Source organism: Deefgea tanakiae, assembly GCF_019665765.1.
In the GTDB taxonomy this organism is placed as follows: Bacteria; Pseudomonadota; Gammaproteobacteria; order Burkholderiales; family Chitinibacteraceae; genus Deefgea; species Deefgea tanakiae.
Map to the genome: position 1 here is coordinate 1976511 of NZ_CP081150.1, position 16946 is coordinate 1993456.

At 45.8% G+C, this 16946-nt stretch carries 17 protein-coding genes and 1 tRNA gene; 4 read left to right on the forward strand and 14 right to left on the reverse strand.

All coding sequences use genetic code 11. The features are described from left to right. Positions 1–10: 10 nt before the first annotated feature. Positions 11–787, reverse strand: a complete 777-nt coding sequence (gene hisN, locus K4H28_RS09290) for a histidinol-phosphatase (protein ID WP_221004936.1) — start codon at positions 785–787, stop codon at positions 11–13. Positions 788–1038: 251 nt separating this feature from the next. Here hisN and bfr (K4H28_RS09295) point away from each other — a divergent pair, with 251 nt between their 5' ends. From bfr (K4H28_RS09295) to K4H28_RS09305, 3 genes are all read left to right on the forward strand, one after another. Beyond that, complete coding sequence (gene bfr / locus K4H28_RS09295) at positions 1039–1512, forward strand: bacterioferritin (protein WP_221004937.1); 474 nt, start codon at positions 1039–1041, stop codon at positions 1510–1512. Between the two features lie 114 nt (positions 1513–1626). Then, a complete protein-coding gene (bfr, locus tag K4H28_RS09300) occupies positions 1627–2097 on the forward strand; it encodes a bacterioferritin (RefSeq protein ID WP_221004938.1) in 471 nt (156 codons plus the stop codon). Between the two features lie 150 nt (positions 2098–2247). Further along, the gene (locus K4H28_RS09305) at positions 2248–3003 is read left to right on the forward strand and encodes a YdcF family protein (RefSeq protein ID WP_221004939.1); all 756 of its coding nucleotides are present in this window, start codon (positions 2248–2250) and stop codon (positions 3001–3003) included. A 48-nt stretch (positions 3004–3051) separates the two neighbouring features. On the opposite strand, the gene K4H28_RS09310 is transcribed toward K4H28_RS09305, so the two are convergent. From K4H28_RS09310 to K4H28_RS09340, 7 genes are all read right to left on the reverse strand, one after another. Beyond that, on the reverse strand, positions 3052–3450 hold the full coding sequence (locus tag K4H28_RS09310; RefSeq protein WP_221004940.1) for a VOC family protein: 399 nt from the start codon (positions 3448–3450) through the stop codon (positions 3052–3054). Continuing rightward, complete coding sequence (locus tag K4H28_RS09315) at positions 3451–4284, reverse strand: CheR family methyltransferase (protein WP_221004941.1); 834 nt, start codon at positions 4282–4284, stop codon at positions 3451–3453. 48 nt (positions 4285–4332) lie between these two features. After that, the gene (gene ubiD, locus K4H28_RS09320; protein WP_221004942.1) at positions 4333–5856 is read right to left on the reverse strand and encodes a 4-hydroxy-3-polyprenylbenzoate decarboxylase; all 1524 of its coding nucleotides are present in this window, start codon (positions 5854–5856) and stop codon (positions 4333–4335) included. A 60-nt stretch (positions 5857–5916) separates the two neighbouring features. Next, the gene (locus tag K4H28_RS09325; protein ID WP_221004943.1) at positions 5917–6813 is read right to left on the reverse strand and encodes a D-hexose-6-phosphate mutarotase; all 897 of its coding nucleotides are present in this window, start codon (positions 6811–6813) and stop codon (positions 5917–5919) included. A 53-nt stretch (positions 6814–6866) separates the two neighbouring features. After that, entirely contained in the window at positions 6867–7286 is a 420-nt protein-coding gene (locus K4H28_RS09330) for a MaoC family dehydratase (protein WP_221004944.1), read from the reverse strand. 88 nt (positions 7287–7374) lie between these two features. Further along, entirely contained in the window at positions 7375–8199 is an 825-nt protein-coding gene (locus tag K4H28_RS09335; RefSeq protein ID WP_221004945.1) for a dienelactone hydrolase family protein, read from the reverse strand. Continuing rightward, complete coding sequence (locus K4H28_RS09340; RefSeq protein WP_221004946.1) at positions 8200–8544, reverse strand: DUF4870 domain-containing protein; 345 nt, start codon at positions 8542–8544, stop codon at positions 8200–8202. 210 nt (positions 8545–8754) lie between these two features. Between K4H28_RS09340 and K4H28_RS09345 the strand changes: the two genes are divergently transcribed. Continuing rightward, complete coding sequence (locus tag K4H28_RS09345; RefSeq protein ID WP_221004947.1) at positions 8755–9555, forward strand: enoyl-CoA hydratase-related protein; 801 nt, start codon at positions 8755–8757, stop codon at positions 9553–9555. 322 nt (positions 9556–9877) lie between these two features. On the opposite strand, the gene K4H28_RS09350 is transcribed toward K4H28_RS09345, so the two are convergent. The 6 genes from K4H28_RS09350 to clpP all read right to left on the reverse strand — a co-directional run bounded on the left by K4H28_RS09350 (position 9878) and on the right by clpP (position 16936). Next, complete coding sequence (locus K4H28_RS09350) at positions 9878–11716, reverse strand: SurA N-terminal domain-containing protein (RefSeq protein ID WP_221004948.1); 1839 nt, start codon at positions 11714–11716, stop codon at positions 9878–9880. A 120-nt stretch (positions 11717–11836) separates the two neighbouring features. After that, a tRNA-Asp gene (locus K4H28_RS09355) sits at positions 11837–11913 on the reverse strand. A gap of 67 nt (positions 11914–11980) precedes the next feature. After that, positions 11981–12253 carry an HU family DNA-binding protein gene (locus tag K4H28_RS09360; RefSeq protein WP_221004949.1) on the reverse strand — a complete coding sequence of 91 codons (273 nt, stop codon included), beginning with the start codon at positions 12251–12253 and terminating at the stop codon, positions 11981–11983. 155 nt (positions 12254–12408) lie between these two features. Continuing rightward, positions 12409–14817: an endopeptidase La gene (lon, locus tag K4H28_RS09365; protein WP_221004950.1), complete on the reverse strand. Its 2409-nt coding sequence runs from the start codon at positions 14815–14817 to the stop codon at positions 12409–12411. 139 nt (positions 14818–14956) lie between these two features. After that, the gene (clpX, locus tag K4H28_RS09370) at positions 14957–16225 is read right to left on the reverse strand and encodes an ATP-dependent Clp protease ATP-binding subunit ClpX (RefSeq protein ID WP_221004951.1); all 1269 of its coding nucleotides are present in this window, start codon (positions 16223–16225) and stop codon (positions 14957–14959) included. 81 nt (positions 16226–16306) lie between these two features. Continuing rightward, positions 16307–16936, reverse strand: coding sequence for an ATP-dependent Clp endopeptidase proteolytic subunit ClpP (gene clpP, locus K4H28_RS09375; protein ID WP_373312736.1), 630 nt, complete (start codon positions 16934–16936; stop codon positions 16307–16309). Positions 16937–16946 lie beyond the last annotated feature (10 nt).

A 16946-nucleotide genomic window follows, 5' to 3' on the forward strand; every position in this document is an offset into this window, starting at 1 on the left:
TTGACTGAGTTTAAGCCGTTTTCATCGCTGCTACGGCCAATTGATGCAATTCTGGGTTGGCAGCTGCGATCACGCGCCCCACTGAACCTTTGACTAATGGCTGCCCTTGCCAATCAGTCATTACGCCACCCGCGGCAATCACGACTGGTGTTACGGCTGCGAAGTCATGTAATTTGAGCCCCTCTTCCACCACCAAATCCAAGCCCGCGGTCGCAACCAGAGCGTATTGATAGCCATCACCGCCGTAAACGGTGAAGCGTCCGCCTTTTTGTAACTCATTAAAGGCTTGCAATCCTGATGCAGAAAAATACTGCGGCCCAGTCGTACCAATTCGCGCCCGAGCTAGCTCGGTGATTTGGCTCACCGTGATGGTTTCTCCATTCAAGGTACAACCTTGCCCCACCACGCCCACCCAACGCTCATTCGCAATCGGCTGATTGACCACACCCAATACCGGCTGACCACGGTACAAAAGACCAATTAAGGTCACAAACAAAGGCCGCCCCGTAATAAATGCTTTGGTGCCATCGACGGGATCGAGCACCCACACCCAATCCGCGTCTTCGCGCTCAGCGCCAAATTCTTCGCCAATGATGCCTTCATCAGGGCGTTCGGCATTAATCAAAGCGCGCATGACTTGCTCGGCTTCACGATCAGCTTGCGTAACCGGGCTTGCATCCAATTTATCGTCGATGGCTAAACCAGTGCGATAGTATTGGCGAATCACCGCGGCACTCGCATCGGCTAATTTTTGTGCAAATTCAATTTGTGTCTGGCTTGGAATCACGCCATTCTCCTTAAATCATCATTTAATTCTGATTACACTATTTTACGGTGAATTGATGACCGTCTGTAGTGCGTTTTCTCGGTGTTTTTACATTTCATACTACTCAAGGAATTTACTCAATAAGAATCAATATTATTAGCATTTTTATTAATTACGCTTATCGTAATATATTATTGATAATTATCAATATACGCGTAGAATTGATTCACTATCAGTGTTAGCAACACCGAACTTATACTTAGGAGATCAGCATGCAAGGCGATAAAAAAGTCATTAAAACGTTGAATGCGGTATTAGCCAATGAACTCATTGCTATCAATCAAACGTTTCTTCATGCGCGGATTTACAAAAATTGGGGTTATAAAGGCCTCAATGACAAGGCCTATCACGAGTCAATTGATTCGATGAAACGCGCCGATAAATTGATTGAGCGTGTTTTGTTTTTAGAAGGCCTGCCGAATCTGCAAGATTTGGGTAAATTGCTGATCGGTGAAGACGTTGCCGAAATGTTGGCCTGTGATTTGAAACTCTTTACCGGTTTTATCGATACCCTCAAAGATGCGATCAAGACCTGTGAATCAGCCCAAGATTACGTCAGTCGTGATTTACTCGAAGACTTGCTAGAAGATGAAGAAGAATACGTCGATTGGCTTGAAACACAGCAAACACTCATCAAAGACATGACACTGGCAAATTACCTGCAATCACAAGCTTTTGGCGAATAAAGACAAATACAAAAAATTTCCAGCAAGGCACGCCGTCGATGACAGTACATGAAGTACGGCAAGACGAAGCAACGCAGCAGGAAAGTTTTTGTTTACTACTTAAGGAGAATTATTATGAAAGGCAGCCCTAAAGTTATCGCCGCACTGAGTGAATTACTCGCCACCGAATTGACCTCGGTCGATCAGTATTTCGTCCATAGCCAGATGTATCACAACTGGGGATATGACAAACTTTTTGAGCGTATTGACCACGAACGCCAAGATGAAATCGGCCATGCTACCCTACTGATTAAACGCATTCTATTTTTGGAAGGCATCCCGAACGTAGCAGCTCGCACGCCACTGCGTGTAGGTAGCAACGTACCAGAAATGCTGCATTTTGATTTATTGACCGAGTACGAAGTTGCAGCCGCGCTGAAAAAGACCATTGCACTCTGTGAAAAAGAGCAAGATTACGTCACGCGCGAAATGCTGATGACTCTGCTTGAAGATACCGAGCAAGATCACGCACATTGGTTAGAGCAACAACTCTTCTTGATTAAACAAATAACGCTAGAAAACTACTTACAGTCACAAGCGTTTTAATCAAAGGTATCAAGCTGTAGCTATTATTAATTAATGGCTACAGCTTGATACTGCAACAATCCAACAGTTTTATCCAAATTCAATATTTCAGCTGCATCAAAAAAGTATTCCCTCTACACTGCCTTTTTTATTGCAGTTCAGAGCTATCCCATGGCCAGCAGCGTCATTCTAAAGACCATCTTCAGCAGTTTTTTATTGCCACCCGGCCTCTTTATCATTTTACTGATGCTGGCTTTTTTACTGCGCCATAGAGCCCCGAAATGGAGTCCACGCCTATTTTGGACGACATTAACGGCGATGTATTTACTCAGTACGCCCCTCATCGGCAATCAAATTTCACAATTAGTGGAATCTGAAATCCACAACCAAGCTGAGCCCGGTATAACAGCCACTGCCATTGTTGTACTCGGCGGGGGTTCGCGTTTTGGCGCGAAGGACATGCTCGAAGGGCAAACCATCAATAATGTGACGCTAGCGCGAGTCCGCTACGCGGCTAAAGTCCACAAATTCAACCATCTTCCGATTTTGGTTTCTGGTGGCGCACCGCTCGGTGGTATCACTGAAGCGCAATTGATGCGGCAAAGTTTGCGTAATGATTTCGGCGTAGAAACCACTTGGCTTGAATCTGCCTCGAATGACACGGGCGACAACGCAAAGGAAAGTGCGAAATTATTACTGCCAAAACATGCTGAAATTATTTTGATTACTTCAGCCGACCATATGCAGCGCGCAAGCAGAAGTTTTGAACAAGCAGGTTTTAAAGTCCATGCCGCACCGACTGATTTTCACAATCACGAACCAGTCAGTGTGATGAGTTTTTTCCCAAGTGCCAAAGTACTGGCAACAAGTAGCAGTGCGAGCCGTGAATTACTGGGCCAGATCTGGTATCGAATATTAGGTAATTAAGGGTATATGCATGAAAACATTAAATAATAATGGCTACATGCACATACATCAGACATGAGGAAAGTGAGGATTCCAAGCCACTTCCCATAAATGGCCATCGGGATCAGCAAAATAGCCGGTATAGCCGCCCCAAAAAGCCTTATGCCCCGCCTTCACCAAACGCCCACCACCTTGCGCGCCCGTAGCAAGGAGTTGATCCACTTCTTCAGGACTGCGAACATTGTGCGCCAAGGTGATGCCACGAAAGCCACCGCCGTCATCGGGCACTCCGGCATCCTCGGCCAATAAATCATGCGGATAAAGCGCGAGCCAAACCTGCCCCAACTCAAAAAAAACCACGCTCTCTTTCACTGAACGTGGCTGCAGACCTAAGATATCGCGGTAATACACCAAAGAGCGCGCTAAATCAGTCACCCCCAAGGTAATAAAGCTGACTCTGGGTTCCACTTAACGCCCATCCGTTGCGGGTTTGGCCAATTCATAAACCGTCTTACCTTGCAGCTTGAAATACTCTGCGGCGTGGTACAGGTTTTCTGAATGCCCAACAAACAAAAGGCCATCATTTTTGAGCAGTGGCGCAAAGCGTTGCAATATTTTAAGCTGTGTTGGCTTATCAAAATAAATCATCACATTGCGGCAGAAAATCGCGTCAAACGGCCCACGCAGCGTCCAATTGGCTTCAATTAAATTCAGCTTGCGAAACACAATCATATTGCGCAATTCACTTTTTAACTGATAACGACCATCGGCTTGTTTATCAAAAAACTTGCTGACCCGCTGCGGTCCTAGTTTTTGCACTTCAAGTGCCGGATAAATCCCCAAGCGCGCGACATCGAGGACATTGGTATCTAAATCGGTCGCCACAATTTTGACGGGCGGGCGTAGTGAATCGAAGGCCTCGCAAGCCGTGATCGCTATTGAATACGGCTCTTCACCGGTACTTGATGCCGAACACCAAATATTAATTGTTCCCACACTGCGTAAGTTTTTGAGTTGTTGATTCAAAATATCAAAATGATGCGCTTCGCGGAAAAATGAGGTGAGATTGGTGGTCAATGAGTTGGTAAACAACTCAAATTCTTTTTGGTCACCACGCTCTAGCACCTGTAAATATTCATTAAATGTCTTTAGATTGAGCGCCCGTAAGCGTTTTGCTAAACGGCCGTACACCATATCGTGTTTTGACGTGGCCAGCGAAATACCCGCATAGTTGTAAATCTTGACGCGGATCTTTTCAAAATCCGCTTCAGTAAATTGAAATTCGCGATTACTAGCTAGCATGGTTCTGATTCCTGATAAAGGTCACTCAATGAAGACAGCATAGCTGATTTACAGACCTAATTCGCCCCAAATTGCATCAATCCGCGCAACAGAAGCAGCGTCGCGTTCAATCACCCTGCCCCACTCACGGTGCGTTTCGCCCGGCATTTTATTGGTCGCATCCAGCCCCATCTTGCCACCCAAACCTGAAATAGGGCTAGCAAAGTCCAGATAATCAATTGGTGTATGCTCGACCAAAGTGGTGTCGCGCACCGGATCCATGCGGGTGGTGATCGCCCAAATGACTTCTTTCCAGTCACGGCAATCGACATCATCATCCACAATGATGATGTATTTGGTATACATAAACTGCCGCAAATACGACCACACACCAAACATCACACGCTTGGCATGACCTGGGTATTGCTTCTTGATTGAAACAATCGCCATCCGATAGCTGCAACCTTCTGGCGGCAAATAGAAATCAACAATTTCTGGAAACTGCTTTTGCAGAATCGGCACAAATACTTCATTGAGTGCCACGCCAAGAATCGCTGGCTCATCCGGCGGCTTTCCAGTGTAGGTACTGTGATATATCGGATCAGGTCGCGAGGTAATCCGTTCAACCTCAAAGACTGGAAACCAATCTTGCTCGTTGTAATAACCCGTATGATCACCGTACGGGCCTTCTAAGGCGTGCAAGAAGCCATTGACCTCTTTGAGTGGTACACCATGCTCCGATACGCCGCTGTAACCCCGCTCGCACGGTTTGAGTACCCCCTCGAGGATAATTTCTGCCGTTGCGGGGACTTGTAAATCCGAACCGATACATTTAACGAGCTCCGTTTTACTGCCACGTAACAAACCCGCAAATTGATATTCACTCAAGGTATCAGGCACTGGCGTTACCGCACCAAGAATGGTGGCGGGGTCACAGCCAAGCACCACGGCGACCGCGTAGGGTTGCCCTGGATTTTGCTTGGCGTGCTCACGAAAATCCAGTGCACCGCCACGATGCGCCAACCAGCGCATAATCACTTGATTACGGCCAATCACTTGTTGGCGATAAATCCCTAAATTTTGGCGTTTTTTATTCGGACCACGTGTGACCACCAAACCCCAAGTAATCAATGGCGCCACATCGCCTGGCCAACAATGTTGAATCGGTAGTGTCGTTAAATCGACATCAGTACCTTCAATGACATTTTCTTGGCAAATCCCTTTTCGAACTTCTTTGGGGGCCATGTTCAAAACCTGCTTGAGTAATGGCAGCTTCTCCCAAGCATCTTTGAAACCTTTAGGCGGCTCAGGCTCTTTTAAATATGCAAGGGTTTGCCCAATTTCACGCAGAGCCAGTACATTTTTAGCGCCCATGCCTAGCGCGACGCGGTGCGGCGTACCAAATAAGTTGCCCAAGACTGGCATCTTGTGATTTGGCACATTTTCAAACAATACGGCAGGCCCTGCAGCACGCAATAAACGGTCGCAGACCTCGGTCATTTCTAATTTTGGCGATACAGGCGTTTGAATGCGCTTCAACTCACCTTGTGCTTCCAGTTGCGCCATAAAATCGCGCAAATCACGGTATTTCATGCAGACTCCAGCCAAAAAAATGCCCGGCAAACACCGGGCTGGTTTTGATACAGCGTAGTTTTATGCAGACAGCGTCATCGTTGCTGTGTGACTGGCACCCGCAGCGAGTGTGAGCGCATTATCAAACACATCACCACGCTCAACACATACAAAGTGCTGATAAGCATCACCGCCAATGTCGGCAATATTTTTTGCATGCTCACCGGGGTTCCAAACCACAGCACTTTGCGCACAACTTGAGATGCGAATAGTACGTGTGCCATCAATGATGGTTTGTACTTCAGGGACGTCGAGATACACTCGGTCGGTTGAGCCGGTAAATACCACATCACCTTCTTGTACTAAGCGACGCTCAACACCAATCGTATCGATATAATTTAAATCAGCTAATCCAGAAACAGCGACTTGGGTATAGTCTGAAACAGCAAAGTAAGTATGGAATGCGTACGTATACGGTACAGAGGTATCACTTAAATTCTGAGTGTTCATGCTCAATTCAAGTACTGTACCGACCAAAATAGTAAATTCAAATTTGAAAGCATGCGGCCAAAGAGAGCGAGTTTGTTCAGTATCTTGCAAACTCATCACAATTTCAGTGCGACCATCAGCGAGATTGCGAGCCGACTGCAAAGTCCAATCGGTACTCCGTGCAAAACCGTGTGAAGGCAAACCATCGGGATGCCCACCAAACCAAGGCATACACAGTGGAATCCCACCGCGAACAGCTTTAGTCGGCTCAAAAATGGCATTGGGAGATAGCCATAACAGGTCTTGGCCACCAGTTGGAATGAAGGAAACTAAATGAGCGCCTTGAATCACAATAGCTGCAGAACCCAATGCATTTTCTACTACCAATAGCGGCAGTCCATCTCCGGCTAAATTAAAATGGGCGCTTGAAGTCGTTAAACGTACGCCATTTACATTGGCTAAAACAGTAGAAAAGTCTTGTTGAGTCATTCAGAAAAGCTCCATCGTTAAGCGCTCATTTTAAAGTAAAGCCAGCAAAGCGGCTATGATTCTTTGTTTGGCACCCAAACCAGTGCGTCGCCCGTCAACACAACGACACCGCGAACCAGACACTCGGTCAGTAATTTAATACGCTGTTTCTCGGGGTAAATCTCGATAACAGTTGCTCTGGCAGTCACGGTTTCACCTATATGCACTGGTTTCAAAAATTTAATATTTTGTCCCATATAAATGCAGCCTGGCCCTGGCATTTTCATACCGATGACGCTGGATAAAAAACTTGCCGTCAACATGCCATGAATAATTCGACTGCCAAAGCGAGTCTGACTCGCAAACTCTTCATCGATATGCATTGGATTATTGTCACCCGTGAGGCCGGCAAAGAGCACTACATCGGTTTCAGTGACCGTTTTCCGGTACTCATCAAAATCACCCACTGCCAATTCATTAAAATAACGAGCCATGCCAAACTCCTCTAATGATTAAATTCCAAGCGGAATGATTGCATCCTACAGGTGTTTGGTGGATTTATTATTAATTCAAGACAAGAACTTAGGGCAGATTGCTCGGAGGTATACCTTGAATACTCCGCTCAGGATCAAACCAGCGGGAAATCCACTTAAATGATCGGCGCCAAGCATCTTGCGCAGCGACAGAATTAGGTTGTGATGCTGCTTTAGTGCTCGTTGGCTCTGTGGATTTTTTGATCGGTGCGATGTCTGCACTCGCAAAATCATGCTCCGCATCAGAATAGCTGACCTTGTGGAATAAATCTTGGCCAGACTTAAGCCCCAGCTCACGGCAGTATTCAGCCGCCGCCGTTTCACCCTCTTCACCAATCAACAACAGAGTTGGCGCGGCGACACGATAGTTTTTAAGACCTAAAAATAATCGGCAATTTGGGTAAAAAGCGACCGCTGATTTTACCCCAGGATTATTTCGGTTCATCAAAGACAGTACAGTCGACGCGCCCTCAGCCCATCCAATAACAGCGATACGGCTGGCATCAACTTCATTACGCGCTTTTAACCAAGCAATCGCAATCTGTGCATCGTTGGCACGCAGGCCAATATTTTTTTTGTTGGTACGGCCAATACAACCCTGTCGCTTACCCTTAGGGCCAAGTATATCCAACATCAAAACGCCAAAGCCCATTTCCTGCAGCAACGATGCCATTTTCATCGTTCGCTCATAGCTGGGTGTTTGTTGCTGAGCCAAGCGATTGCAACCGTGCAATAACAAAACCGCAGGGCCTATGACTTTATGCGGCGCCAAGTAAACGCCAGACAGTGTAACTTTGCCGGAATTGATGGTGACTGTTTTGGCCGCGACTTGTAATGTCACGAACGTAAAGAGAAAACACAGCAAAAATTTCATTTATGCAATCAGCCGAAAGGCAAAAGGGAATCGATACAACAAGCCTTTGCTAGCGCTTAATGCTGCCAAAATACAGCACACAATATTTGTGACAAACAACAAACCAGCTAGTAACCAGCCAATCAAGGGAATCCAGCCGAGCACGCATGACAATATCAGTACCGTAATCGACCAATTTAATGCTTCTTTTCCAGTTTCATAAACAAACGGCTCTTCTTTTTTGCACAAAAAAGCGATTAAACCCGGCAGAAAGCTAAAAAAAAGCGTGAAGACATAGACCAAAGCCGCTAAGTTTTTGGCTTCAGTCGAAACAGGCGAAGAAACATTGAGCGAAGAGTGCGGCATCAGTCTACAGATAGCAAAACTCGGGGTGAGACTTTACCACAGCGGCGCATATGAAAAAAGTTCATCCAAACCAAATCCGTGCGATGCCCCATATTTATCCGTTAATTTTAAGACTCAGTGGCAAAATCACTGGCAGAAATTCGGTTTGTACACTAAACCAACTATGAGTCTAGTGCGCCGCAGCAATTTTCAATCAATGAGGTCTATGGCATGAGCGATACCACTCTATATTCAATCGATCACCGTGGCGTTGCAACGGTGACATTGAATCGGCCTGAGGTCTGCAACGCAGTTGATGAAATCATGATTGCAGAGCTAACCGCTACCTTTACCGCTTTGCGCCTCAATAGCGAGGTGCGAATGCTGATTTTAGAAGCCAGTGGTAATTGCTTTTGCAGTGGCACTGATTTGAATTGGATGAAACGTGGCTCACTATCCGACCCAAATCATAATTTTGAAGATGCGCTTCGCTTTGCTCGCCTACTTCGAACGCTCGACCGACTCCCTATTCCCACGATTGCCAGAGTTCACGGTCTTGCCCTAGGCGTTGGTCTAGGAATTATCTCATGTTGTGATTTAGCCATCTGCACCGAAGATGCTTGGTTTTCGATACCGGAAACACGGCTTGGCTTGATACCTGCAGTCGTTGGACCGTACATCATTAGCCGTATTGGCAGTACCGCTGCACGCAGGTATTTTTTAACTGCAGAGAAATTTAATAGCTCAACCGCCAATAAAATTGGCTTGGTCCATGAAACAGCGCCAGACTTGGGCAGTATGGATGCACAGATTGAGCTATGGGCGAATGAAATTTGCCAAAATAGCCCGCACGCTTTAGCGGCTGCAAAACGATTAATTACTTCAGTGGATCATCGCCCAATTGATGATGCGATGATTTCAGACACCGCCCACCGAATTGCCCATATTCGTACGCATGAGGAGGCTCAAGAAGGCGTTAATGCTTATCTTGAGCAACGCTCACCGTATTGGATTGCCACTACGACAGCTTAAGCCAAGGCCGTGGTCGAGGTATTGGTTGATGCTCCTCGGATTCAGCAACCGTGAGTAAACGTAAAGCAAGTTCTTGTTGTGGAAAGTTATGAATTCTTTCGCTCGGCACATTTCGATCTTCAGTTGAAAGATCTTGGCCCGAAGACATGTCAAATATATGGGACATTTTATGCTCCTCCATCAATTGTATAACGTGTTGAGGAACCTTACAAAACTGGGCTTACAATTAGAATATCGGACCAATTGATCAAAAATACAATCTTTTTTTGAAAATAAAAAACGGCAGCTTTTAAAGCTGCCGTTTTTTACTCATTTTGAAAACTTATTGCCCTTGAGGCTTTTTCAAATTGTACTTCACTTTAGTCTCTTTTTTGATTGCTTCAATAAATGCAGTCATCTCAACTTGGCCATACATCTTGGCTAAATTCTCTTGCATTTGGAATTGATTCTCAGCCGACAAAGCCGGCGCAGGAACTGCCGCAGTCACTTTATAAATGGCATATCCTCGTCCAGGTACTGCAGAGCCAACATAAGCAGGTAGCTTGGCTGTATCGGCTTTGAAAATAGCTTTCAAGTCGGCATCCGCAACGCCTTGTCCAGCAATGCGCGTAAATCCTTTCGTTTCTGCCCAAGTTAAAGGAACAGCAGCACCAGTCTTAAGGCTAGCTAGTTTCTTTTCACCATCGGCTAAAGCTAAAGCCAGGGCCTTTTCTTGCTTTAATTTCTGAGTAATCAAAGGCGAAACTTCGGTCAAAGTTTGTGTGCTTGCCGGTTTATATTCTAAAACACGAGCAGCAATATATTGCCCTGGGGCGACTTCAATCGCTTCAGTATTGTGTTTGGCTTTTAATACATCATCCGAATAGGCCGCTTCAATCAATTTTGGATTATTCAAAATTGAATCAGCAAGTCCAGTCCGTGTGAGCCATTCGCTCTGCTTCACCGTTAGCTTGAGTGTATCAGCTGCTGGTTTTAAGCTATCTGACTGTTGATAAACCAACTCGGTAAACTTCTCAACTTGAGCAGGGAAAGCGGTTTGAATTTTCTGCAGCTTTAATTTCTCAACAATCGCGGGTTTCACATCAGCCAAGTTAACGGACTTGATGTCATTTAACTGCAAAATATGAAATCCGAAATCTGTTTCTACAATCCCACTAATTTCACCTTTCTTAAGGGTAAATGCAGCTTGGTCAAACGGCTTCACCATGGCTCCACGCGCAAAAAAACCTAAATCGCCACCATTGACTGCCGAACCAGGATCTTGAGATTTTTGTTTAGCTAGCTCAGCGAAACGGGCTGGCGACGCTTTGACTTCAAGTAAAATAGCTTCAGCCTGTTTGCGCACTGCGGCCTTTTCAGCTGGTTTTGCGGCTTTATCCACAGTGAGCAAAATATGGCTAACACGGCGTTCTTCTTTTGCTAGTTCTTGCTGATGTTCAGCAAAATACTTGGCAACCTCTTCTTCGCTCACTGTTTGTGCTGCAGCTAAATCAGCCTGTGATAAAAGCAGGTACTCTAATTTGACCATTTCTGGCTTTTTATAGTTTGCTTGATTCGCATCGAAATATTTTTTAATTTCAGCATCAGAGACAGACACCTGAGCTAAATATTGTTCAGGAGAAACAATCGTTGTCGCAACTTCACGCTTTTCAGCCATCAACTGGTTCAGTTGCTGCATCGATGCATTAGATACAAAGCCAGTCTGTACAAAGCCATCCATCAACTGACGCATAACAATATCTTGACGCACTTTTTGTTCAAAAATCGCTGGCGTCATTTGTTGCGCTGCCAATAGCTCTTGATAACGTTGGTCATTAAACTTGCCGTCGACCTGAAAAGCGGGGATTTGGGCGATCGCATTACGCACCATAGCATCAGGAGCTGCCAATTTAAGTTGAGCCGCACGCTCTTGCAGGAGTTTTTGTCGAACAAGCTGCTCAACTACCATAGGTTTCATATCATCAGGAACAGCTTGATTCCCAATCGCTTCAGCAACATCGCGATCTGTAATGGTCTGCGCACCGACTTTAGCAAGGTAAGGCTGATTAGCATCGCTCATCGCGTCATAGCCTGTGAGACCGACCCCCACAATCAAACCAAGTGAAACCAAACCCAAGACTACAGTTACTGCAGTTTTATTCTTTTCGACAATATCAAACATACTCAGAGAACTCCTGCTATTTATGCGCGTTATCATGCCATATTGCGGCGATGCTGTCTGTAAGCGAGGTGCTTTAAACAACAAAAAGGGCAAACTTAAAGTTTGCCCTTAGGGATTTTTTGGCGGAGTGGACGGGACTCGAACCCGCGACCCCCGGCGTGACAGGCCGGTATTCTAACCAACTGAACTACCACTCCATTGATTAGCTACATGAGTGGTTCTTAACCATGCAGTGTTATCAGTTCATGCAAGAAGTAGCAGAAATTACTGAACTGCGTCTTTCAAAGATTTACCAGCACGGAATTTAGGCTGTTTTGCGGCAGCGATTGTGATGCTTTCGCCAGTGCGTGGATTACGACCCGTGCGCTCTTCACGCTCAGAAACGTAAAAAGAACCAAAGCCAACCAAAGTCACTTCGTCGCCACTCTTCAGGGCTCCAGAGATGGCTTCAATAGTTGCATCAAGTGCTTTACCTGCAGCGGCTTTAGATAAGCCAGCAGATTCAGCAATAGCGTCGATGAGTTCAGATTTATTCACTTACATCCCCTTTCAATTTGATTGGACTAAACAGTATTGTTTTTTGCTATAAGCTTTATATCAAGCTACAAAAATACATGTCAACCTAGCATGGTACTTTGTTGGGTAGTTTCGACGTAATTGAACGTATTCCACTACACCAACGATAAAAATTATTAATGTTTCGTACTTGGCTGCGCTGCTTCAGCACTCTCTGGCACAGCCACTTCCGCTGCAATAATCTCTGCGGCTTCGGGCATTCGTTCTAGAGCGTGCGCCAATACATCATCAAACCATTTGACGGAATGAATAGCAAGTCCTCGCTTCACATTGTCGGGAATTTCAGCTAAATCTTTGACATTTCCCTCTGGAATGAGCACATGCTTGATGCCACCTCGATGAGCCGCTAACAGTTTTTCCTTCAATCCACCAATTGGCAGTACTTCACCACGCAAGGTAATTTCACCCGTCATCGCCACATCACAACGTACAGGTATACCTGTCAACACAGAGGTTAATGCTGTTGCCAGGCCAATACCCGCAGAAGGACCATCTTTCGGCGTGGCACCTTCAGGCAAGTGAATGTGCATGTCATTTTTTTGGTAAAACTCAGGATCAATACCCAAACTCACAGCGCGTGTACGCACCACCGATAAAGCCGCTTGGATCGACTCTTGCATCACATCGCCCAATTGCCCTGTCTGTATCATTTTGCCTTTACCAGGCAACTTTACAGCCTCAATAGTCAGTAATTCACCGCCAACTTCAGTCCACGCCAATCCGGTCACTTGACCCACTTGATTTTTGAGCTCTGCCACACCGTATTCATAACGATGCACACCGAGGTATTTATCCAAGTTTTTATTCGTAACGCTGACTTTTTTATCGCTTGGCTTCATCAACAAAGCTTTAACAACTTTACGACAAATTTTTGCCACTTCCCGATCAAGGCTACGCACACCCGCCTCACGCGTGTAGTAACGAATAATATCGCGCACTGCAGTGTCTGCAATCAGCAACTCACCTTCTGCGACGCCGTTATTTTTCATTTGCTTAGGCACCAGATATTTCAGCGCGATATTCACTTTTTCATCTTCGGTGTAACCCGATAGGCGAATAATCTCCATCCGGTCTAACAATGGAGCAGGAATATTCAGTGAATTGGCAGTTGCAACGAACATGACATCCGAGAGATCGTAATCCACTTCCAAGTAGTGATCACTAAATGCATGATTTTGCTCAGGATCTAGCACTTCTAGCAGAGCAGAAGAAGGATCTCCACGCATATCACTGCCCAATTTATCCACTTCATCTAGCAAGAACAGTGGATTTTTCACGCCAACTTTGCTCATGCTTTGCAAAATCTTACCTGGCATCGAGCCGATATACGTACGGCGATGACCGCGAATTTCAGCTTCATCACGCACGCCACCCAAAGCCATGCGCACGAACTTACGATTCGTAGCACGAGCAATACTCTCACCCAGCGAAGTTTTACCCACCCCAGGAGGACCTACTAAGCACAAAATCGGCGCTTTTAGTTTTTCAACTCGCGTTTGCACTGCGAGATACTCAACAATACGTTCTTTGACTTTATCGAGGCCATAATGATCGGCATCCAAAACGGTTTCAGCCGCAGCCAGATCTTTGCTAATCTTGGTTTTCTTTTTCCAAGGCAGGCCAAGCATTGTTTCAACGTAATTGCGAACCACCGTGGATTCAGCCGACATCGGCGACATCATGCGCAGTTTTTTCAATTCAGCTTCGGTTTTTTCCTTCGCTTCTTTACTCATTCCTGCGTTTTTAATTTTCTTCTCTAATTCATCGAGATCGGCGTTTTCATCCAGCTCACCGAGTTCTTTTTGAATCGCTTTGACTTGCTCGTTCAAATAATATTCGCGCTGGCTTTTTTCCATTTGGCGTTTTACACGGCCACGGATGCGCTTTTCAACTTGCAGGATATCGAGCTCAGACTCTAATTGCTTGAGCAAATGATCCATTCGCGCCGCAACATCTTCCATCTCAAGCACAGCTTGTTTTTGCTCTAATTTCAACGGCAAATGTGCAGCGACGGTATCGGCTAAGCGACCCGCAGTCTCGATGCCAGCCAAAGAGGTCAAAATCTCTGGTGGGATTTTTTTATTTAATTTAACGTATTGATCAAATTGCGACAGTAAAGCACGGCGCATGCCTTCTGCCTCGTGGTTGCCTTCATCCGCCAATGCTTGCGGTGTGGCAATCGCTTGGTAAAAACCATCTTCATCTTGAAAAGACTCAACCAGCGCACGTTGCACACCTTCAACCAGTACTTTGACCGTACCATCAGGCAACTTTAATAATTGCAGCACCGTAGCCACTGTACCCACCGGATACAGATCAGCCATAGTTGGCTCATCTTTGGATGCGTTTTTCTGCGCGACCAATAAAATATGTTTTCCACCTTCCATTGCCGCTTCGAGCGCTTTAATCGATTTTGGGCGGCCAACAAAAAGAGGAATAACCATGTGTGGGAATACTACAACGTCACGCAATGGCAGCATTGGGAACGATGTAGATTCAACCGCGAGTAATTGATGCTCAGACATATTGGGATGACCTGATCGAGAGTATGTTCACAATATGAGGTCATTGCGATTAAATTCAATCGCAATGCCATAAACAATCGCGCCCGCATTAAGCGCCTTAGATCAAGGAACCTGTTGCGGGCGAGAGTAATACAAGTTTTTATTTACTTGTTACATTCATTTCCGCAGTAACTGGCACAAATTCAGGCTTGGCCGATGCAGTGATCACTTCTTTGCTCACTACAACTTTGGCAATCCCTTCCATCGCAGGCAATTCAAACATCGTATCGAGCAACGTTTGCTCAACGATAGAGCGCAAGCCACGTGCACCAGTTTTGCGCTCCATTGCTTTATGCGCAATCGCAGCGAGTGCTTCGGTGCCGATTTCTAGTTCAACGTCTTCCATTTCAAACAATTTTTGATATTGCTTGATCAGTGCGTTTTTCGGCTCAGTCAGAATCGTCACTAAAGCGGCTTCATCCAACTCAGCCAGTGTAGCCACAACAGGCAAACGACCGACAAACTCTGGAATTAGGCCAAAACGAATCAAATCATCTGGCTCAACTTCATGCAGCAATTCGCCGATGTTCTTACGTTCATCTTTAGATTTAACTTCTGCACCAAACCCAATGCCACCCTTCACAGAGCGATTGCGAATGATTTTATCCAAACCTTCAAATGCACCGCCGCAGATAAACAAGATATTTGTCGTATCCACTTTCGGCAAATCTTGATTTGGGTGCTTACGACCACCACTTGGCGGCACTGAAGCTACAGTACCTTCAATTAGTTTTAGTAAAGCTTGCTGAACACCCTCACCCGATACGTCACGTGTTATCGATGGGTTTTCTGATTTGCGTGCGATCTTGTCGACTTCGTCGAGATAAACAATGCCGCGCTGCGCTTTTTCAACGTCGTTATCGCACTGCGCTAACAACTTAGCAATAATGTGCTCAACGTCTTCACCAACGTAACCAGCTTCTGTCAATGTCGTCGCATCAGCAATCACAAACGGCACATCAAGCAATTTGGCCATCGTTTGCGCGAGCAGAGTTTTACCCGAGCCAGTTGGGCCGATCAGCAAAATATTAGATTTTGCCAACTCAACTTCATTATCCGCCTTGCCTTTAGTCGACAAGCGTTTGTAGTGGTTATATACCGCTACCGATAGAATCTTTTTCGCCCGCTCTTGACCCACAACGTACTGATTCAAGTCATCACGAATCTCAGTTGGCTTTGGCAAACGCTTGCCGTCTGTGGTCGTCACAGGGCCAGCGAGCAAATCACTAACTTCTTCTTGAATGACATCGTTGCATAAATCGATACATTCGTTGCAAATAAAGACTTGCGGGCCTGCAATCAGCTTTTTCACTTCATGCTGACTTTTGCCGCAGAAGGAACAATACAATAATTTTTCTTTATCAGACATGAACAGCCATTCCGAATAAAACGCGCTGAGGAAAGAAAAGCCGCCAGACAGGCTGGCGGCTACTTAGGTTGAAGCTGGTGACTAAGCTGCCAGACCTGACCGAGAAGCCAACACCTCATCAACCAGACCATAGGCTTTTGCCTCTTCTGCATTCATGAAGTTATCACGATCAGTATCACGCTCAACGGTATCGATATCTTGACCGGTATGCTTGGCTAGCAACTCATTTAAAGTACGCTTCGTTTTAATCAATTCACGGGCATGAATTTCAATATCCGAAGCTTGGCCTTGTAGACCACCAATCAACGGTTGATGAATCATGATGCGTGAATTAGGCAAAGTGAAGCGCTTACCTTTCGCGCCGCCCGACAACAAGAATGCACCCATCGATGCCGCCATGCCAATACACAAAGTAGAGACATCCGGTTTGATAAACTGCATCGTATCGTAAATCGCCATCCCCGAAGTGACAGAGCCACCCGGTGAATTGATATACAGCGAAATGTCCTTGTCAGGATTTTCTGATTCCAAGAATAACAACTGGGCCACCACAAGGTTTGCCATTTGATCATTCACTGGACCAACCAGAAAAATAACCCGCTCTTTCAGCAAGCGTGAATAAATATCGTATGCACGTTCACCGCGGCCGCTTTGCTCAACGACCATAGGTACTAAACCAATATTTTGCGGATCAAATTCCATTCTGGACATTCCAACCTCT

Bases quoted from the DNA above. Each gene is read 5' to 3' on its own strand.
- K4H28_RS09325 (WP_221004943.1), bottom strand. From the start codon at position 6,813: ATGACTCAACAAGACTTTTCTACTGTTTTAGCCAATGTAAATGGCGTA.
- K4H28_RS09330 (WP_221004944.1), bottom strand. From the start codon at position 7,286: ATGGCTCGTTATTTTAATGAATTGGCAGTGGGTGATTTTGATGAGTAC.
- K4H28_RS09315 (WP_221004941.1), bottom strand. From the start codon at position 4,284: ATGCTAGCTAGTAATCGCGAATTTCAATTTACTGAAGCGGATTTTGAA.
- bfr (WP_221004937.1), top strand. From the start codon at position 1,039: ATGCAAGGCGATAAAAAAGTCATTAAAACGTTGAATGCGGTATTAGCC.
- K4H28_RS09305 (WP_221004939.1), top strand. From the start codon at position 2,248: ATGGCCAGCAGCGTCATTCTAAAGACCATCTTCAGCAGTTTTTTATTG.
- K4H28_RS09350 (WP_221004948.1), bottom strand. From the start codon at position 11,716: ATGTTTGATATTGTCGAAAAGAATAAAACTGCAGTAACTGTAGTCTTG.
- K4H28_RS09340 (WP_221004946.1), bottom strand. From the start codon at position 8,544: ATGCCGCACTCTTCGCTCAATGTTTCTTCGCCTGTTTCGACTGAAGCC.
- K4H28_RS09335 (WP_221004945.1), bottom strand. From the start codon at position 8,199: ATGAAATTTTTGCTGTGTTTTCTCTTTACGTTCGTGACATTACAAGTC.
- bfr (WP_221004938.1), top strand. From the start codon at position 1,627: ATGAAAGGCAGCCCTAAAGTTATCGCCGCACTGAGTGAATTACTCGCC.
- ubiD (WP_221004942.1), bottom strand. From the start codon at position 5,856: ATGAAATACCGTGATTTGCGCGATTTTATGGCGCAACTGGAAGCACAA.
- clpP (WP_373312736.1), bottom strand. From the start codon at position 16,936: ATGTCCAGAATGGAATTTGATCCGCAAAATATTGGTTTAGTACCTATG.
- lon (WP_221004950.1), bottom strand. From the start codon at position 14,817: ATGTCTGAGCATCAATTACTCGCGGTTGAATCTACATCGTTCCCAATG.
- clpX (WP_221004951.1), bottom strand. From the start codon at position 16,225: ATGTCTGATAAAGAAAAATTATTGTATTGTTCCTTCTGCGGCAAAAGT.
- K4H28_RS09345 (WP_221004947.1), top strand. From the start codon at position 8,755: ATGAGCGATACCACTCTATATTCAATCGATCACCGTGGCGTTGCAACG.